Below are 20,318 nucleotides of genomic sequence, written 5' to 3'. Positions count from 1 at the left end.
TATCTGTTATGTTGAGATAAAAAAGGAAGTTATATTCATGAAATACCTAATCCATACCTCATTACTTTTACTCAGCCTAAGCCCCTTAGCTTACAGCGACACAACCGCAGGTGATCTTGACTTACTAAAAACCAATATTCTCAACACGGTTGAACGTGAGTTTTCTAGATTAAATGTGCCAGGGGTTTCCGTTGCTGTTGTATTAGAGTCTGGAGATGAAATTACTGCCTTTAAAGGGATTGCAAATACCGTAACAAATGAAGAACTAAATGAAGACCATCTATTTAGGCTAGCCAGCGTTTCAAAACACTTAACGGCAATAATGATCATGTTATTACAGGAGCAAGGTGATTTATTACTGGATGATAAAATTATCGATCATGTTGATTTACCTAACTTCCCCAATAGAGACATCATCACTATTAGACAATTACTAAACCACACCGCTGGTGTCTATGACCATGTAAACAGCCCAAATGATTTCTTTTCCATTGCTTTAAATGACCCTAATCATGTGTGGACTGCAGAAGAAGTATTAAATTATGCCGTAGAAGGTGGTGCTGAATTCGAACCGGGTGCTGCTTACAGCTATTCAAATACCGGCTATTACATCTTAGGATTATTAATTGAATCTGTAACAGGACAAACTTTTGCAGAAGCGTTTAACGATTTATTAGTCAATCCATTATCCTTGACCGGTATTTTTGCTGATGACTACAGCGATGTCGATACCCCTATTGAAATGCTGGCGGCTAATAACCGTGCTTACGAATACCATAAAAGTGCAGTGGGCGCTGCCGGTAATTTTGTGGCGAAACCGTTGGCATTAGCAAGATTAGGTCAACAAGTATTTGCAGGCGATTTCATCTCAGACGAATCTGAAATAGCAATGACAGCTGGCAGCGTACTAAATAGTGCATACGGATTAGGTACAAGGCTTGGGGCATTACAAAATACATCACACTTTGGTCATACCGGAACGCTTGGTGGATATAAATCTAATTTTTTGTACTTACCTGAATACAAAGCATCTATCGCTATCATAGTTAACGGTTACCCAAGTGTTAGTGATAATTGGTGGTACTTTATAGATGAAATATTCTTAGAGGTTGTTGCTCATTACAAAGGCACGACTGAACCAGAAACGACAGAAGAGCCTGCTGATCCAGAACCTGAAGATGACATATTAGATGAAAAAGACTCAGGTGGTTCTACGTCTCTGTGGTTATTATTAATGAGTAGTGTTGTCGTATTATTACGTCGTACAAAAACGTTAAATTAAAAGACTAGATTTATAAATTTTAATGCAAAACAGGCGGTTAACTAGTTGAATACAGTTAACCGCCTTTTTATTAATTATAATCAAACAGGTGTTTCGTAAATAACGACTGAACTTGATACCACACCGAGTAAGTCTTGCCATCACCCACAACTTGATCATTTAATAATCCCACTGGGGCAACTTGTTTAGAGGAGCTTGTAATCCAAACTTCATCGGCATTTATTACTTCGTCAAAACTAATCACTCTTTCTTCAAGCTCAAACGTACTGTGTTTATTTACCACATCAATAACCATAGCTCGGGTTATGCCCGGTAATTTTTCATGATCTAGCTGTGGTGTTAAAATTTTATTACCACTGACAATAAATACGTTACAAGCGGCGGCTTCGGTCAATTCGCCATGAGTATTGAATAATAAGGTTTCATCAAACCCAGCATCTTTACTTGTTTGATAATGCATTACATTACCCAACAATGAGGTAGATTTAATATGTTTGTTTTGCCATCTAGTATCTACTTGAGTGTTCACTTTATAGAACTTAGTGTTACCAGCATCAACGTTAGGCATAGGTGGTATTTCAAAGGTATAAATAAATACCGTTGGTGTAATATCATCGCTAAAGCCATGTTGTCTTACTGGAGCGGGGCCGCGAGATATTTGAATATAAACACCTAAGTTGCCTTTGCCATTTTTGCTAACTAGTTGAGTACAAATCTCTCTAAACTCAGCCTCGGTAAATGTATTGGTTAAGCGAATCGCAGCCAAGCCATTTAACAAACGTTCAAAATGAAGGGCAAAACCAACAAACTTGCCATCATAACTTGGAATGACTTCGTAAATGCCATCACCAAACAAAAATCCGCGATCCATTGGTGAGATCTTTGCGTCTTCTGGCGCCATATATTCGCCATTTAAAAATACTGTGCTCATCGAGTTTCCTGTACTACATGTATCAACGTTATTTAAACCCACACAGAGTGCGAATTTTATCTATTAGGTTTACACCTTCGGTATAACTTAAACTATCTTCCGTCAGCGTATTTTTTTTGGTGACACCATCAATACAACCTTTGTCGGAAAGGTACTGCAAAATAGCTAACGGGTTTACACTGTCCAATAAGTCTTCATTTCTTAACTTGCCTAGGAGAGCTAAAATGCCATACGCAGCCCAATTAGAGACATCGGCAATCAATAATTCATCGCAACAAGTTTGCGAGGCCATAATATTATGAGAACTGAGATGTTGGCTTATATTGCCCATTCCAATTTCATTGCCACCATCTCCAATGCCAATAGTGGGGCAAGTTGCATGATTTAAAAAATCATCAAACCTCGCACAGCGATCTGAAATATCATCCCCAAACATATTCCGGTATGTACCATCTTGGGTTAACCCGGGTCGTTCAATTGAGATCAATAATGAAGGTTGAATTTCAGATAATGTTCGCTTAGCAAATGCTTCTGCGTTGTGATGTTCGGCTATGTTTAAACGCAGACAATCGTAATCATTGTTTAAAGCGGAATATAAAGGGTCACCACAAACTAGAACTGGTTTTAAGCCAATTTGTATCAGTGCATTATATAACACAATTGCCCCTACCGGCCCGTCGGTCTCAAAGGTATTTAACACCGGAAACCCAGTCCCAATCAAAACCGTGCCTGTTGCATTATGTATCAACTCAGCAGCGCGATAATAATACCCGGGGGTAAGACAACTTTGGGCAAATTTCATCCCACGCAAATCTTTCTCAACTAATAAATCTTCAATTTTTTCAGCAAGCGCCACTGGGTTAACAACCATTATTTATAGGCCTTTTTGACAATTTGGATAAGCGACTGTTGGTGTTGATCTATATGTAAAATATTATGAGCCTGTTCAATACTAATCGCTTCAAAATGCACATAATCGCCTTGTTTACATTGGCTCAACTTGTCTAAATCCAGTGATAATACACTGCCAATTTTGGGATAGCCCCCAATGGTTTGACGATCATTTAGTAGTATTATTGGCTGTCCGTCGGCAGGGATTTGTATCGCACCTAATGTAATGCCTTCGGATAACATTTGAGTCTTATTTGCGGTGATTTTTGTTCCTTGTAGCCGATATCCCATTCGATCAAATTGACTACTTATCTCGTAACGGCTACTAAAGAAACGTCGAATATCTAAATCAGAAAACCAATCATGCTGATAACCTAATACAACCCGTAACGTAACTGATGATTCAAAACGAGGGATGAATTCCGGAGCAATAGCATTTATCTCAGACTGTGGCATAGGATTATCAGTATCAACAATTACTGGCAGTTGGTCGCCTTGTTTTAAGGCGTCGCCACTAAGCCCACCAATTTTCTCTCTCACGACGGTAGAACAACTACCAAATTCAGGGGCAATATCAAAACCACCACAAACCGAGAAATAACTACGTAATCCCTGTGTTGCAAATCCAAATTCAATTACATCACCAATATTAATCTCAAAGGTATGCCACATCGGCGTTGCTTTGCCATTGACGGTCACAGGTGTTTCTGCGCCAGTGACACACCCTATAGTGTGACTTTGGCTAATTAATTTAAGACCGCCTATGACAACTTCAATTGCACTGCATGTATGTGCATTGCCTAATAAGTTATGGCACCAATTAAATGAAAACCTATCAGCAGGGCCACCTTGGGTTAATCCTAAATGGGTCTGACCAAATCGCCCGGCATCTTGAATTAAGCTTAATACTCCAGGACGCTCTACGATAAAGTGTGGCATTAGGGCATTCATTGTTCACCGCCCATTGCAAAAAATGTGTCTTGATCGATTGCTTTAAATCGTACTGAATCGCCAACTTTAAATGGCATCGAAGGTTCTACATTTGGGTTAAACATTAATATCGGACATTGGCCGATAATATTCCAACCACCAGGTGACGCTGCAGGATAAACTGCGGTTTGCCTATCCGCTATTGCCACTGCACCTTTAGGCACTAACGCTCTTGGCGTGGCTAATCGTGGCATCGCTATCTGTGGGTCCACCTGTCCCATATAACCAAAACCAGGGGCAAATCCAATTGCAAAGACTCGATAGGTTTGTTGCTGATGAATTTGAATAACCTCTTCGACAGAAAGCTTATGATGTGTGGCTATTCGGGCTAAATCTGGACCTGTTGTGTCAGAATAATACACAGGTAATTCCACTAATTTTTGGTCAGTTTGTTGGCTGTAGTCAGTGTGTGAATTGTCCGAAAACATTGACTTGATAGCTTGGAAAAGCATCTGTTTAATCGCAAAATGATCCGTTTTCAATGGATTATAATTGATCAACAAAGACGCATAAGAACTAACAATTTCAATTTCACTGGTATTGGCTAGGGATAACACACCATCAGCAATACTTTGAAGTTGTTCTGCCAACGTATCCGTCAGCGGTTGGTCTATATATAAAATGATTGCGCTTTCCGATGCAGGTACAACCCGAATAGACTGCATAAAATCAGCAACCAAATTCATATTCTGTTGTTCTTGTTGACTATACTTCGTCATTTACGCTACTCAATCCGCTATACAAAGTTGACGAATGTCTGAAATTAACGATATGCCATCAGCGTTATCACCATGCACACAGATTGTATCGGCTTGCACTTGGATCACAGAGCCTGATGCCGTTACCACTTGCCCACGGTTAAGTTGTTCAACTTGAGTTAATATTTCATCATGTTTAAGCACTGAGCCTTGTTCCGTTCTTGCCTGCAATCTTCCATCGTCGGTATAACGTCTGTCGGCAAAAACTTCAAACTGCAAAGCAAGATCATATTCTTTGGCTTCTTCAATATACTTTTCATTCTCTTGCGTGGCTAACATCAACAAAGATAAATTATTAATTTGGTTGGCGTTCAGTGCCGCCATGGCTTTATAAATAGCGTGTCGTACATTCGATAATTTCATCATATCGTTATACAGCGCACCATGAGGTTTAACATAATTAACGGTTAATCCCTTTGTGCTTGCCATGCCACCTAATGCACTCACTTGATACACCATCATATTGATGATTTCTGCTTCACTGCACGTCATAGAACGACGACCAAATCCTTGTATATCTGGGTAACCAGGATGTGCACCTATTTCAGTTGAATGTTGCTTGGCAAGATCTAAAGTATGTGACATCACATCCGCATCACCGGCATGAAAACCACAAGCGATATTTGCCATGTCGATATGTGGCATCACTGCTTCATCTAAGCCCATTTTCCATGAACCAAAACTTTCACCAAGATCGCAATTTAACTTTAATTTTTTAGCCATGGTGTTTTAAATCTACCTTTATTCTATTGTCTGCATAAGATGTGATTGTGTTAATAAAACGTAACTTAAAAAACAGAAAGTGTACTATTTTTTATATCCGTCACTAACATGCAACCTGGACTATGGGTAATACAAAAGTCCACTTTAGCTTGGCGGATAACATTTTGTGGTGTCACGCCACACGCCCAGAATACAGGCAATTCATCTTGTTTAATTTCTACTGCGTCGCCATAATCTGGTTTATTAATGTCAGAAATACCAATCAAACTTGGGTCACCCAAATGCACAGGCGCACCGTGAACGCTTGGAAAACGACTGCATATTTGCACCGCCCTAATCGCATCTTTCGCTAACATTGGGCGCATACTCACCACTAAATTACCAGCAAGCTCACCCGCTTTAACATTGGCTATATTCGTGTTGTACATAGGAACATTGACATTCTGAGTAATATTTCTGATTTCAATGCCATCGGCTAACAGCGCTTCTTCAAATGAGAATGAACAACCCAGTAAAAATATAACTAAATCATCACGCCAATAGTCATTAATGTCCGACACCTGAGACTGCAACTCACCACCAACAAAAATATTATACTCTGGTATATCACTACGAATATCTGCTGGTTCGTCAGCGCCAACATCGATATACGGCGAGCCAACTTCTGAGGACATAGCTATGATTGGGCAAGACTTAGGATTTAATTGGCAGAACTTTAAAAAATCATTGGCTTCAGGTTCTGGCAGAATAACTAAATTACATTGAACGTAACCATTAGCTAATCCAGAGGTATGACTTTTCCACTTGCCGTCTCGAATAAAACGACGGACTTGTGATGGCGACGCTGTGCTTGGATCTGTTTCTTTCATCTTATTTATATCAACTCTGAATTATTATTCAAATATACAGAAAATCTTAATTTTCTATATCCCCTACAAAAGGGGGGTAACATTACTTAACGAGATTTAAATATAAAACTAACCAGCAATTTGTAATTAATTTTTCTACTCGTTATAACTTATCAACTAACCTTTACGAACAAAACCTTTACCAACAAAACCGAAAGGCCGTCTGGCTCCTCGCCATTTCAACAACCTGCAAAAGGTTGATAAATCCTAAGGTGATCACAAAATCCCCCTTTGCATAATAGTTCGTCAAATGAACAAGGCTTATTAATTCCGCATAATTTATCGAACAAACTTCTATGTGTCCTCGAGAAAATATCAGTCTGTTTGTTATATATTACTTCAGCACTATTTAACTTTGTTCTAGTTATATCCAGATTCAACCTAGACTACATGAATTTTTAAATTTATTATAAATAAACTTCTGGAATAAAATATTCAATAAAGGATAACTTATAATGGAGGTAACAGTCTCATATATTTTTTTAATTAGTGATCATTTGAAGTTCATCAAGATGTATTTGATTAAATACATCTTAAAGCGCTTGATTTTAATCTATTAATTATCCACTTAAGCAATCAATAAAGGAATATCAGATGACGCGATACTTAACAAAGTTCACAAGCAACATAACATTAATTTTAATATGCAGTACAAGCATTTTGGCTACCTCGTACGCGCTAGCCATTAATAATTTAGTTTCAAAAACTGCATTTGTTAATGCTCAAGATATTATTCCATCTGCCTCTTTTGATATTAGGTATTACACTGCCAACAACTTCGTTGGCAGACCAATAGACGCATACAAAGCACCAAAATGTATTTTGCATAAAGACGCGGTACAAGCATTAAAAAAAGTAAATGATGAACTAAAAAAGGAATTGAAACGATTAAAAGTATTTGATTGTTACAGGCCACAAACCGCTGTTGCTCACTTTATGCGTTGGGTAGACGATACTAAAGATATTTCAACTAAGGCAGAGTATTACCCTAACTTGTCTAAACCTTTGTTGAAGGGTGAATATATAGCTGAAAAATCAGGGCATAGCCGGGGCTACACCGTTGATTTAACCATTGAATATCAAACCAAAGACGGACAATTCACTGAGTTAGACATGGGGTCGCCTTTTGATCTGTTTGATGAAAAGTCTAATACAATGTCAACTTTAGTTACGCCTAAACAAACCCAAAACAGGCTGCTATTAAAAAACCTCATGCTGAAACATGGTTTTTCGGATTACTCAATGGAGTGGTGGCATTTTACTCATACTACCGACCCTAGAACTACTTATTGGGACTTCCCAATCAAGTAGTTCTAGGGTTCTTTAAAGTGGTATTAAACTGACAACATTAAAAAGCCAGCAATGAGATAACCAACAAAAGCAATTGCTCCACACACTAATGCATACGGCAGCTGGGTTTGAACGTGTTCTAACATGTCACACCCAGATGCAACGGAACTAACCGCCGTCGTGTCTGAAATAGGTGAACAATGATCACCAAATACACCCCCACCTAAAATGGCCGATATTACTAAAGCTGAATGTAAATCTAAGGTCTGTATCAAAGGCACTCCAATAGGGATCAATAACGCAAAGGTTCCCCATGACGTACCGGTTGTAAACGAGATCACCCCACCACATAAAAATAAGATCGCTGGAATAATAAATATCGGTAAATTACCTGCAACCAAACTCGCGATAAAATGACCTGTACCTAAGTTGTTTAAACTCGCGCCTAGAGCAAAAGACAACAACATGATGCTAACTAGAGGCAACAATTCAGCCATGCCTTTAAATGCGATGTTCACTAATTTGTGATGCGTAAAGCTACCACTAAAAATCATAGTGATATAAGCAACAAGACAGGCACTAGATGTTGCATATAAAACCGATTTTGAGCCTGAACCTTGGGCAATATCACCATTACCTGTCCAATACATAAAGCCGATCATACCGACAACCATAGTGATCAATGGCAGCAACATAAATCTTGCTTTGGTAGGTAAAGTGTCCAGTTCCGTTTGTTCAGATAAAGGGGTTTGCTGACATTGCAGTTCAGATTTTTTTAACGGCCCATAGGTTTTGCCACTGATTATTGTATAGAGTACGACGGCAAGTGTTATTAACGCGTAGAAGTTCAAACTAACAGTGCCGACCAATATATTAATAGAAGACTCAGGTAAATCGTATTGATTTAAAAGCCCCAAAATATAGGCCCCCCAACCATTTAATAACACCAAAATACAAATGGGGGCACTAGTACTATCAATAATATAGGCCAGTTTTGCCCGGCTCATTTTAAACTTATCAAACAAACCTCTAGATAATATCCCTGCGGTTAATGAGCTTAAGTTTGACTCAATAAATATCATACAGCCTGTAAAGTAGCTGATTAATCCAGCCTGACGAGGGGTTTTGGCAATGCCTTTTTTAATACACAATTCCACCACAGCTGATACACCACCGGAATAACGCATAAAGGCTAATAACGAGCCAACTAACAAAGAAAACATTAACAATCGTGTATTGTCTTGGGATGAAAATACGTTGACGATTTGTTCTACCGTATTAATTGTACTAATCGGCATACTCGACAATATTGACTGATGATGTAAAACCAAGATAAGTTCGGATGAAAAAACGGCCAACAACAATGCCAATATCACTTCTTTTCGCCAAAATACTACGCCGATTGCCACAATTGTTGGTATGACAGATAACCATTCATTCATAAATATTCCTTTACAGTAGCTTAGGGTGTTTTTATTGTTAGGCCATTCTGACTGATACCGCTGTATTAAGATGCCCCCATTCGGGGGGCGCTAAAAACCCATAAAATATGCAAAGGTACGTATACATTCACAATTATAAAAACCAATCAATAAGTGCCTTCATGTCCGAATTTAACTATAAATCTAACCGCCTTCACGTTGAGAATGTTGCGATCAACGCTATACAACAATCAATTCCAACGCCATTTTATGTATATTCGGCAACCATGATTGAGAATAACTTTTTATCTTTACAGTCCCGCTTGTCTGATTTAAATCACTTAATTTGTTTTGCAGTAAAAGCAAATTCAAACCAAGCCGTTTTACGTACATTAGCGGCGTTAGGTTCAGGGGCTGACGTAGTAAGTTTGGGTGAGTTAAAACGCGCATTACATGCCGGTATTCACGCACAAAAGATTGTATTCTCTGGTGTTGGTAAAACGGCAAAAGAAATTGAATATGCGATTGAACAGGGTATTTTTCAGTTTAACGTTGAGTCTGTAGCCGAGTTACATAATATTAATGCGGTGGCGCTTAAATGTAATAAAAAGGCGCATATTGCGATTAGGATTAATCCAGATGTAGCGGTTGATACCCATGCAAAAATAACCACAGGCTCAGCCGAAAACAAGTTTGGCATCAGTTACCAACATGCATTAGATACCTTTGTATTAGCTGATAGCTTGCCTGGTATAACAGTACAAGGCATCCATGTTCATATTGGCTCACAAATTACCGATGTCACTCCATTTAGAGCAGCCTTTAAACGCGTTGCTGATTTGTATAAACAATTAGAAACGCTTGGTATCAATATAAACGTATTGGATTTAGGCGGTGGGTTAGGTATTTGTTACGATCCTGAAAACGACAAACTGCCTAACATGAATGAATACCGACAGATCATTGAAGATGAGTTAAGCCAATTTAACTGTAAATACATAGTTGAACCGGGTCGAAGTTTAACTGCCGATACAGGGTGTTTAGTCAGTACAGTGATTTATGACAAGTTAGGTAGCGACAGGAATTTTTTAATCATAAATGCAGCAATGAACGACTTTGCACGCCCAAGTTTGTATGACGCTTATCACCGTATTAGCCCAGTAATAGAATCAAACAAGCCTCGTAAAAAATACGATATTGTCGGCCCTGTTTGTGAAAGCGGAGATACCTTTGCAGTTGCACGAACCTTACCAGAATTAGAATCAGGCGATCTTGTTGTAATTCGTGATTGTGGCGCTTACGGTGCGGTTATGTCTGGCACTTATAATACTAGGCCATTGATTGCAGAAGTTATGGTTAAAGGTGACCAGTTTGCGGTAATACGTGAACGTCAAAGTTTGGATGACTTAATTAACTTAGATCAAATCCCTAATTGGTTAATATCATCAACATAACAGCCCAATTCAATTAAACATCATTTTATAATAATGCCGCAGGTTAACGTTTCCAAAATATAGGGAACAATGACGACCAGCGGCTTTATTTTCTGCATTATTTACTGCTTTAGACAAAGCTTAAAAAGCGCCCCCCCTTATGTTGTTACTAGTATCAGGAGGACTGACTGCCAGAGTCGCAAGATATGAGTACCCGATATAACTTAAGTTTTCTAAATTAAATACAGGTACTTATATTAAACAGACTTTTACTGAGGCTTTATGACGGTGACTGGTAACTTGCCACTGGCCTCACGTTTACCCATTAATATCTGAGTAACCGCTTCAAATGCCACACCAGATACGTCATTTTCTTTATTTGTACTTTGATTGTAAGAGTATGTCGCCAGTATATCTGTGGTGACATCGTAAAATTGACTTGCTTCATAAGGCGCTCTTAAACTGATAAGCACACTTTGTTTTCCGGCTGCTTTAGCTCTAGCAAGTAACTTTTTAATATCGCCCACTCGGTTACTTTTAGGCCATGTTAGAGACTTAAGTTTTTTTCTTATTTCCGGCCAATCATCCATACCGCCCATTTCTACCGGGCTTTGGCTTGGAAATATGCTACCTACAATGAGTACATCTGCATTTTTTGAGTCTTGCCAAACTTGCTGAAACGTACCAGTGATAAAGTCACTACAGCTAATTTGATATTGATGATTTTGACCAAATCCATGCAGCGTTGCCTTACATTTATTTTCATCTGGCATCAGAATATGAATACGTTTAGCCGTAGGATTTAACGTCCCGCTTCCTTTAATAAGCGTAACTGACTCCAACGCTAACTCTGTTTCAATCTTTTTATGTGCTTTATTTGCAAGCACCTTATTTACCTTGATTAATTTTTTATCAATAGCGTATTTATTACTATTCGATAAATTAAACTCTTGTTTCAGTTTGGCGATTCGTTTTGCGGATGTTATTACTTCTTGTTTATCTAGTCTGCCATTCATTGTTGCAGCTACTAACTTATCTAATAAAACATCTAATTTGCTCAAGTCGTGTGGGGTACGGATTTTAAATGGCATAAGTGCGATGTCAGCACCTGCTGCAAATGTGTTTATAACCGCTTCTTCCTCAGAGAAATAATCACTAATGCCTTTCATATCTAACGCATCCGTGATCACAACCCCGTCAAACTTCATTTTATTACGTAACAAGTCAGTTAATATTTTGCGCGACATAGTTGCAGGTAATGTCATGCTTTCCCCACTTTTACTAACAAACTTGCTGTTATCTAAACTTGGGTATTGAATGTGTGCCGTCATTATCATCTTTGCGATGCCTTTATCGATAGCATATTGAAACGGAGCTAACTCAACCTTAGTAATACGTTCAATACCATGGCTCACTAAAGGCAAGCCGGTATGACTGTCAACATTGGTATCACCATGTCCTGGAAAGTGTTTTAACGTGGATATCACATTTTGTTGCTGCATTGCCTCTGCCATACTGGTACCAAGTTTAGATACCAAATCTACATTTTCACCAAAAGAGCGGACGTTAATAACAGGGTTTTGAGCGTTTACATTCACATCAACGGTTGGTGCATGATTCACGTTAAAGCCTAAAACCGATAGCTCAGCCCCTAATACTTGGCCAACTTCTTTTGCAAACTTATCTTGGTGTTTAGCAAAGGTGGCTCCAATTGCCATATTGCCACTGAATGACGTTGCATGTTCACGAGGCAAACGAACCACTCGCCCCCCTTCTTGATCAACAGAAATAAATAATGGTATTTGGCTACTACTGTTTTGTGCCGCGTTTTGAAGATCATAAGTCAGGTGTGTGATTTGTTCAGGAGATATTAAGTTGTCTGAAAATAAAATTATCCCACCTAAATTAGTGTTGGAGATCATATTAGCAAGATCACCCGTTAACTTTGTTAATGGCTGAGTGCATGTCTGGTTTTTGTTGTTGGTTGGGCAATAATACCTAACATCAAGCATTAATTTCTGTGCTAATGCTACTCGAATATCCGATTCAGTTATTTTTTTTGAAGTTTGGCACCCTGCTATTAAAAACAGAAAAATCCCAAAGAATACAACGAATAACGACCTTTTTTTTGCCATAACTAACACCTTACTGGGGAATATTTTCAAATAAATTGCTTAAAGTTTTTACATCTTAACAGGAATTATATATTCTACAAATACCAAACCATGGAATTATGAATTACAAACACTATGACTGGACAATTTCATCTATACGACTGGCTAGTATTTTCTGGCTATATATTAATATTAGTATTTACCGGCTTGTACTTTAATCGTAAGTCAGTCGACAATACTAACGATTATTTTCTTGGTGGAAATAAAATGCCTGTATGGCTTGTTGCTATATCGGTATTAGCAACTTCACAATCAGCCGCTACCTTTTTAGGTGGTCCAGACCAAGGATATAGGAGTGACCTAACCTACTTATTTACTAATGTAGGGGCACTTATTGCTGCGTACTTAGTGTCAGTTTGGTTAATCCCACAGTTTTACAAAAACAACGTATCTACTGTATATGAATTATTAGAGAAACGATTTGGTTCCAACGCTAAAAAACAAGCTGGTACTTTATATCTTTTTGGTCGTATCTTTGCCAGCGGTGCAAGACTGTATATGGCTGCAATCGCCGTGGCTATGATTTTATTTGGCAATATAGAGCCTAACTCTGTAGTGATATCCGTACTAGTATTAGCAGCCGTTGGGCTAGGATATTCTGTCGTCGGTGGTATCAAGACGGTTATATATAGTGACGTTATCCAATGTGCCGTATATGTTAGTGCTGGGTTATTTGTTATTTATTTCCTATTACAAAGTATTCCTGCTGATTATGGGCAGATTATTGATGCGCTGCAAAACCCAGGTAATGGACAGACGTCAAAACTTCAAATCGTCGACTGGCGTTTAGACTTTAGTTCTACTGGCGTATTTACCGTCGCATCAACCCTTGTTGGTTTTGTTCTACTTAATATTGCTGCATTTGGTTTAGACCAAGATATGACACAAAGAGTGTTAACTTGTAAAGACGCCAAAGAAGGCAGTCGCTCTATTATAATGTCCGTGTTTTTAGTGATACCCGTTATGTTGCTATTTATCGTTATTGGCTTGTTGTTATTTGTCTTCTATCAACGCCCAGACTTAATGAACTTAAATAACACTATTGCGGAAACCCCTACTTTTTCTGGCGAAAAAGTGACCGTATTTATGTATTACGTATTAAACGAATTACCTGCTGGTATCAAAGGTCTTGTAACAATTGGTGTTATTGCCGCCGCAATCTCTACATTAAATTCAGGTTTAAATTCAATGTCCTCTGTAGTTGTTCAGGACTTATACCGTCCTTGGATACAGAAAACAAAAGCAAAAAATGACCGTCATTTTGTATTTGCCGGTCAGATCAGCATGGTGCTAGTTGCGATTGTCTTATCGGCCATGGCTATCCTTTGTTATTACTGGCAACAATATTCTGAAATGCCGCTATTGGCCTTTGCATTAAGTGTCATGGTGTTCTCATATAGTGGTTTGCTGGGAGTTTATGGCGCCACATTATTTACTAAACGCGGAAATCAACATTCGGTGTTATTAGCCTTAGTTGTTGGTTTTTTAACTCCTTTAGTATTTCAACCGTACGTGGCACAAGCCCTATTTCCTGTAGATTGGCAAATTAATCTGGGATTCACTTGGCAACTTTGTATAGGTACGGCTTTATCATTTTTAACTTGCATATTGGGTAAACCGAATACGGTTATACACATCGACAAAAACTCAGATTCTAAGGAAATCTAATGGAGCAAAAATACATAATAGGTATTGATGGTGGTGGCACAAAAACCATTGGTCGAATCGAAAAACTATCCACTAATGAGAGCCACACAATACAATCTGGGGCTTCATCTTTAAGTAACGACTTTGCTAATGCACAAATTGTATTAAAAGAATTAATTGAAAAACTATTACTTAAGTTTAAAGCATCGGCTTTGGACGTTCATGTGCTTATCGGTGTTGCCGGTGGTGGAGTTGCAAGTCAAGCCGAAAAACTTATCGATGAATTGCCATTTGCATTTTCTTCTTTAAAAGTAGTAAACGATGCAAAAACATCACTTTACGGTGCGAACAATGGTTCTCCAGTTGCTGTAATAGCGCTAGGAACAGGTTCGGTAGGTGCTCGTTTAGATGAGAATGGCAAAGAATTCTATGTTGGCGGTTGGGGATTCCCAATTGGTGATGAAGCCAGTGGCGCTAAACTTGGTTTTAATGCAGTACAAAGTCTTTTATCCGAAATAAACTGGCATCAAGAAGCTCGTTCAAAAATGGCTAAAGCTGTTGCCGCAAAATTAGGTGAAGGTAAACAACAAATCGCCAACTGGTTAGCCAAAGCACAAGCTAAAGATTACGCGTCTCTGAGCAGAGATGTATTTGCTGCAAAGGATGATTGTTCTGTAGCAAAAGGCTTAATAGAACAACATGTGTCTGATACTGAACAACTGATCCAACAAACTCGTTTAGACAGTGGTGTGGATGTCGTGTTGATGGGCGGCTTGGCGGAAGTAACTTTGCCGTTATTAAGCGATGATATTAAGTCCTATTGTAAACTGACAGGCGGTAGCTCGTTGGATGGGGCTTGTTTATTAGCTCAAAAACAATTGGGTGGTGACAGCCAAGATTCACAAAATAAAACTAAGAGCCAAAAGTACAACAGTAAAGAAAGAGACACTCTTCTTGCACAGTTAGAAAATATGGTTTCAGAAACCCGTAACCCTGACACTTATGACTTGGATTTAATTAATACCGAGCAGTTGTTAACCAAAATAAATCAAGCAGATGCCATTGTTCCAGATGCGATTAAAGCTTGTATCCCTAATATTGGTCAAGCCGTTGACGAAATAGTTAAGTCATTTAATAAAGGTGGAAGACTTATTTACATTGGTGCGGGAACGAGTGGGCGATTAGGTGTACTTGATGCGGTTGAGTGCCCTCCAACATTCAGTGTTTCTAGTGAACAAGTTATCGGTATTATTGCCGGCGGTAGCCAAGCTATCTATAAAGCCGTGGAAGGGGCTGAAGATTCAGCAGAACTTGGTAAAAATGACCTAATTAACATCAACTATTGTGAGAATGACATCTTAGTAGGCATAGCAGCAAGTGGTCGAACTCCATATGTTATTGGCGCTATTGATTATGCAAAGAGCATAGGCACAAAAACCATATCTATTAGTTGTAACCCAAGCAGTCAATTAGCCACATATTGTGACATCAATATTTGTGCTGTCGTTGGTCCTGAAGTACTAACAGGCTCAACAAGAATGAAATCTGGTACTGCACAAAAGTTAATATTAAACATGTTAAGCACCGCCAGTATGATCCGTACGGGTAAGATTTATGAAAACTTAATGGTTGATGTTAACGCCAGTAATAAAAAACTCTATGTCCGTGCTATTCGTATTGTTATGCAAGCAACACATTGCGATGCACATACGGCGCAGGTTGCCTTAGAACAAACCCATTACAACGCCAAGCTTGCCATTTTGCATATTTTAACCAACGAAGATATTCAAGATATACAGCAGCAGTTAATTACTAACGGCGGCTTTTTAAGACAGACCTTAGAAAGCGTACAACAAGTTTCGGCGTAAATACCTTAGCTTAACACTAACAAAACATGTAAAGAGGCAAGTCATGTGGATTAGAACATCGTTAATATCAGTTATTTTACCTGTGGTTTTGTCTTTTTCTGTATTGGCAAAAAATATTCAAAACACGCCCAACCAAGAACTCTTGGTTGGTGCAGCTCAAGTAGAAAAATATTTACCACTACTCAAGAATAAAGCAGTTGGTTTAGTGGTAAACCAAACATCCCAGGTTAATGACCAGCATATTGTTGACTTGTTACTTAGCCACGGTGTGAATATTAAATACATTTTTGCCCCAGAACATGGTTTTAGAGGCGATTATGGCGCTGGCGAAAAAGTGTCTTCAACAACAGACCCTAAGACGGGGATAGACATCATTTCTATTTACGGTAAAAACAAAAAACCATCACCCGACATAATGAATGCTTTAGATGTATTAATCTTTGATATTCAAGATGTAGGTACGCGTTTTTATACTTATATCAGTTCAATGCATTATGTAATGCAAGCCGCCGCTGAGTCCGATGTTAAGTTTATTGTTTTAGATAGACCAAACCCAAACATCATGTATATAGATGGGCCTATTCTTGAAGATGAATTCCGCTCATTTGTTGGTATGCACCCTATCCCAGTGTTACATGGTTTAACGGTTGGGGAACTAGCCCAAATGATCATTGGAGAAAAGTGGTTAACGATAGGCTTAGAAACGTCTGAGCAGAAAGACACAACAAGTTTGATGGATAATTTAGATTTAACTGTCATACCAGTCGTTAATTACACCCGAACCACGTCCTATTCATTACCTGTACCACCAAGTCCTAACTTGCCAAACGACCTAGCGATTAGTTTGTATCCGTCTTTATGTTTTTTTGAGGCAACACCAGTGAGCATTGGCCGTGGCACTGACTTCCCTTTTCAAGTAGTAGGCCATGATGTTGTTGGCAAAGGTGATTTCCAATTCAGTCCTCGAGTCATTCCAAATGCGGCGCCTTACCCTAAACTAGAAAATAAAGTCGCCATTGGAGAAGCCTTCAACGATTCAAATATCCATGGTTTAGAGTTATCCATTTTTTTGAATTGGTATCAGATGTTTAAAGCTGCTGACGTTGAGTTTTTTGAGCGCCCTGGTTTCATGGATAAATTAGCCGGAACAGACAAGGTTAGAAAAAGTATTTTAGCGGGACAAACCGCTGAACAAATCAAAGAACAGTGGCAGCCTGGGTTACAGAATTATCTTGCGAAAAGAAAGCCATATTTAATTTATCAATGATGTCGAGTGTGCAACACAACAACCTATCCATAAACCGATAGGTTGTAACTGAGTTTTACTGGTACCCAAAACGCAGACTCAATTTCAGATTATTTAATGTCCGATAACAATAAAAATAGAGAACATTTTGCAAAAAACTCTTACGAACATTAACAATTATTCAATGATGAAAACATCTGAAACCTTTGGTTTATTGATTGTTGCCATTAGGGGTATTTCAGTAACAAATCCCTCTGTTGCTACATGGTTAAGTGGTACCTCAAATATAATGAGCAAACGTTTAACCGCTTGTTGCAGAAAGTTTGTAAAGTCGACGCCTGCTCATGTGTAAAACCATTAACTCTCATTATGTCAACGGAGCATGGGTTCAAGAATCTAAACCTTCTGCATTCTATTTAAAAAATCCGTCTACAGGCCTTGATAACATTACCCTGATGTTAGCCAGTAATGCGTTAACAACAACCGCCATTGAATCAGCAGACTTAGCACTGCCGGCTTGGCAGCAATGTACTCCAATTGAAAGAGCAACGTATATTGCGGACATAGTTGTTGAATTGAAAAAACGCAGAGCGCCACTTATTGAATCAATCATGAGTGAATTAGGATGCCCCAGAGCGTTTACCGCTGAAGTTCAAGTTGACGCTGCTATTGAAGCATTCGAAAAACATGTTCAAAGGACAATAGATTTACAGCTAGAAACCGTTATAGATGAAAGCTTAACGGTTTATAAAGAAGCTATTGGTGTTTGTAGCATTATTACACCTTGGAATTACCCTTTGCATCAATTGCTCGCTATGGTTGCACCTGCATTAGCTGCAGGCTGCACTATGGTCGTTAAACCGTCTAAATTCACACCGACATCCGCCATACTTTTGGCTCAAGCCATAGAGGCTGCAAAATTACCCAAAGGGGTATTTAACTTAATTATAGGTTCTGGTCGAGATGTTGGTCCGGTATTAACCACACATCCATTAGTTAAATGCGTTTCATTTTCGGGTAGCCCGGCGATAGGACAGCATATCCAAAAAGTTTCAGCTCAGTCGAATAAAAAAGTGTTGTTAGACCTCGGTGGCAAGTCACCTTATTTAATTTGCCCAACCAAAAACCTAGCACAAGCAGTCAATCTAGGTATTGAAGATGTTATGGCTAATTCAGGACAGACTTATCAGGCGTTAACAAGAATGTACGTCCATGAATCTCAAATTGAGCAAGCCAAAAATTTTGCCAAACAAGCTACTGCGAGCATCAATATTGGTGAACCTGATGCACCTGACACATTTATGGGGCCGGTGCTTAACCAAACTCAACTCGATATTATTTCTAGCGCAGTACAAGGTGCCGAAAATGAAGGGGCAGAAATTATATGTGGAGGCGCACGTATTAAACGAGCAGGTTATTTCTTTGAGCCTACCGTCATCGCCAATTTGCCTCACGCATCACACCTTGCTCAACAACAAATATTAGCTCCGGTAATAATCCTATCCGAATACAAATCACTTGATGATGTGATTCGTCTTTGTAACGACACACCAGATGGATTAATTACCCGAATATGGGGTGACGATATTGAACAAAGTAAAAAATTGGCTAGGAAAATTAATGCAACCCAAACCTACATATACGGGCCATTTTTGCGTAATGCGACATCGTACGGTCGTTACCATAAATCTGGAGATGGTCGCTCAATAGGATCCTTTGCAATTGATGAATTCTTTGAAATAAAATCTATTATTGTGTGAGATTGATATGACAACTAACTTAGTTAACTGGACACAGCTTTTAATGTCATTGCAAGATGCAATTGGCAAGACGACATTTTATCCACTAATGAATAAATTTTTGAGCGAAGTGGCGTTCTTAGATGAGATTTTAGTGTTGGAGTTTATACCGAGTACCAACGCACAATTGATTTGGCAAAATACAAAGACTGACGGCGAGCAACTAGATATATATTTAACCAAAGCGTTTGTATTAGATCCTTTTTATACATTAGGTCGGGAACGAAAAGGCAACGGTTTCTTCCATTTAAATGACATTAGCGCCGAACATAACAAAAGCTACCCTAATTATTTTAACCAATACCTTAGGTTGCTAAAGATAAAAGATGAAATTGGTTTCTTAATTCAACTCCCAACAAATAATGCGTTTGTTCATATAGAAATGGCTAGGTTTCAAACCTCTGAGCCTTTTACAAAAAACGAATTAGACGTGTTTAACGATTTATTTCCACAAGTAGAAAGACTTGTAATTGCACATCATAAGGAACTACATAAACAGATGAGCCTGGACGATTTTGAAACGTCTTATGTGGAAGACTTCCATCGCCTGTTTGGCACGGAAACATTAACACCAAGAGAGCATGACGTTTCTTTATTAATGCTGCAAGGCTACTCAGTAAAAGCAATCGCCTCACAACTATCCATTGGCGATGAAACCATAAAAATGCACAGAAAAAATATATATGCCAAGTTAGGGCTGAACTCCCAACCTGAGTTACTCGCATTATTTATTGAGCTGTTAGTGATGATAGAACCTCCCGTACTACGAGACCCATTAGTAGAATATTTAAACAAACGGTGGGTTGCGTAACCCCAGTTTAATTATCAATTAAGTGAAATGTTGACACCAATTTATGACACCAATTTTTGACACCAACCACCTATGTCGATTGGAGTTGGTAGAATAAGTTATATATTTTCGACAAAGGGTTGATGGCGTCAACCAGAAAAGTAAGT

Annotated in this window: 17 protein-coding genes and 1 pseudogene; 10 read left to right on the top strand and 8 right to left on the bottom strand. The window is 38.7% G+C overall.

Annotation, left to right across the window (positions count from 1 at the left end; translation table 11 throughout):
• Positions 1-37 precede the first annotated feature (37 nt).
• Positions 38-1,282 (top strand): serine hydrolase, encoded by a 1,245-nt coding sequence (locus KO505_RS02375; protein WP_216053837.1) that lies wholly within the window; start codon positions 38-40, stop codon positions 1,280-1,282.
• Between the two features lie 70 nt (positions 1,283-1,352).
• Here KO505_RS02375 and KO505_RS02370 read toward each other — a convergent pair whose 3' ends face one another.
• From KO505_RS02370 to KO505_RS02345, 6 genes are all read right to left on the bottom strand, one after another.
• On the bottom strand, positions 1,353-2,213 hold the full coding sequence (locus KO505_RS02370) for an aminotransferase class IV (RefSeq protein WP_216053836.1): 861 nt from the start codon (positions 2,211-2,213) through the stop codon (positions 1,353-1,355).
• A 28-nt stretch (positions 2,214-2,241) separates the two neighbouring features.
• Entirely contained in the window at positions 2,242-3,084 is an 843-nt protein-coding gene (locus tag KO505_RS02365; protein ID WP_216053835.1) for a glutamate cyclase domain-containing protein, read from the bottom strand.
• Entirely contained in the window at positions 3,084-4,055 is a 972-nt protein-coding gene (locus tag KO505_RS02360; protein ID WP_216053834.1) for a biotin-dependent carboxyltransferase family protein, read from the bottom strand. The genes KO505_RS02365 and KO505_RS02360 overlap by 1 nt, the downstream gene beginning before the upstream one ends.
• Positions 4,052-4,813: a 5-oxoprolinase subunit PxpB gene (gene pxpB, locus KO505_RS02355; RefSeq protein ID WP_252731594.1), complete on the bottom strand. Its 762-nt coding sequence runs from the start codon at positions 4,811-4,813 to the stop codon at positions 4,052-4,054. The genes KO505_RS02360 and pxpB overlap by 4 nt, the downstream gene beginning before the upstream one ends.
• 9 nt (positions 4,814-4,822) lie before the next feature.
• Positions 4,823-5,575, bottom strand: a complete 753-nt coding sequence (locus tag KO505_RS02350; RefSeq protein ID WP_216053833.1) for a 5-oxoprolinase subunit PxpA — start codon at positions 5,573-5,575, stop codon at positions 4,823-4,825.
• A gap of 65 nt (positions 5,576-5,640) precedes the next feature.
• Positions 5,641-6,444 (bottom strand): putative hydro-lyase, encoded by an 804-nt coding sequence (locus KO505_RS02345; RefSeq protein ID WP_216053832.1) that lies wholly within the window; start codon positions 6,442-6,444, stop codon positions 5,641-5,643.
• Between the two features lie 699 nt (positions 6,445-7,143).
• On the opposite strand from KO505_RS02345, the gene KO505_RS02340 reads away from it, so the two are divergent.
• Complete coding sequence (locus KO505_RS02340) at positions 7,144-7,794, top strand: M15 family metallopeptidase (protein ID WP_216053831.1); 651 nt, start codon at positions 7,144-7,146, stop codon at positions 7,792-7,794.
• Positions 7,795-7,817: 23 nt separating this feature from the next.
• On the opposite strand, the gene KO505_RS02335 is transcribed toward KO505_RS02340, so the two are convergent.
• Positions 7,818-9,215, bottom strand: coding sequence for a Na+/H+ antiporter NhaC family protein (locus KO505_RS02335; protein ID WP_216053830.1), 1,398 nt, complete (start codon positions 9,213-9,215; stop codon positions 7,818-7,820).
• Between the two features lie 161 nt (positions 9,216-9,376).
• On the opposite strand from KO505_RS02335, the gene lysA reads away from it, so the two are divergent.
• Positions 9,377-10,648, top strand: coding sequence for a diaminopimelate decarboxylase (lysA, locus tag KO505_RS02330; RefSeq protein ID WP_216053829.1), 1,272 nt, complete (start codon positions 9,377-9,379; stop codon positions 10,646-10,648).
• Positions 10,649-10,896: 248 nt separating this feature from the next.
• On the opposite strand, the gene KO505_RS02325 is transcribed toward lysA, so the two are convergent.
• On the bottom strand, positions 10,897-12,762 hold the full coding sequence (locus KO505_RS02325; protein WP_216053828.1) for a glycoside hydrolase family 3 protein: 1,866 nt from the start codon (positions 12,760-12,762) through the stop codon (positions 10,897-10,899).
• Positions 12,763-12,876: 114 nt separating this feature from the next.
• Here KO505_RS02325 and KO505_RS02320 point away from each other — a divergent pair, with 114 nt between their 5' ends.
• The 7 genes and pseudogenes from KO505_RS02320 (at position 12,877) to KO505_RS02295 (ending at position 20,172) form a co-directional block, all read left to right on the top strand.
• Entirely contained in the window at positions 12,877-14,469 is a 1,593-nt protein-coding gene (locus KO505_RS02320) for a sodium:solute symporter (RefSeq protein ID WP_216053827.1), read from the top strand.
• A pseudogene (locus tag KO505_RS17310) lies at positions 14,469-15,221 on the top strand (BadF/BadG/BcrA/BcrD ATPase family protein); the annotation flags it as partial. The gene KO505_RS02320 and the pseudogene KO505_RS17310, both read left to right, overlap by 1 nt.
• Positions 15,222-15,326: 105 nt before the next feature.
• Positions 15,327-16,316 (top strand): N-acetylmuramic acid 6-phosphate etherase, encoded by a 990-nt coding sequence (murQ, locus tag KO505_RS17305; RefSeq protein ID WP_256447632.1) that lies wholly within the window; start codon positions 15,327-15,329, stop codon positions 16,314-16,316.
• Between the two features lie 43 nt (positions 16,317-16,359).
• A complete protein-coding gene (locus KO505_RS02310) occupies positions 16,360-17,583 on the top strand; it encodes an exo-beta-N-acetylmuramidase NamZ domain-containing protein (protein ID WP_216053825.1) in 1,224 nt (407 codons plus the stop codon).
• A 127-nt stretch (positions 17,584-17,710) separates the two neighbouring features.
• Positions 17,711-17,914 (top strand): hypothetical protein, encoded by a 204-nt coding sequence (locus tag KO505_RS02305; protein ID WP_216053824.1) that lies wholly within the window; start codon positions 17,711-17,713, stop codon positions 17,912-17,914.
• Positions 17,907-19,322 (top strand): aldehyde dehydrogenase family protein, encoded by a 1,416-nt coding sequence (locus tag KO505_RS02300; protein WP_216053823.1) that lies wholly within the window; start codon positions 17,907-17,909, stop codon positions 19,320-19,322. Before KO505_RS02305 ends, KO505_RS02300 begins: the two co-directional genes overlap by 8 nt.
• 7 nt (positions 19,323-19,329) lie before the next feature.
• Positions 19,330-20,172, top strand: coding sequence for a helix-turn-helix transcriptional regulator (locus KO505_RS02295; protein ID WP_216053822.1), 843 nt, complete (start codon positions 19,330-19,332; stop codon positions 20,170-20,172).
• Positions 20,173-20,318 lie beyond the last annotated feature (146 nt).

Source organism: Psychrosphaera sp. F3M07 (assembly GCF_018860345.1).
In the GTDB taxonomy this organism is placed as follows: domain Bacteria; phylum Pseudomonadota; class Gammaproteobacteria; order Enterobacterales; family Alteromonadaceae; genus Psychrosphaera; species Psychrosphaera aquimarina.
This window is presented reverse-complemented; position numbering and strand designations above follow the sequence as displayed.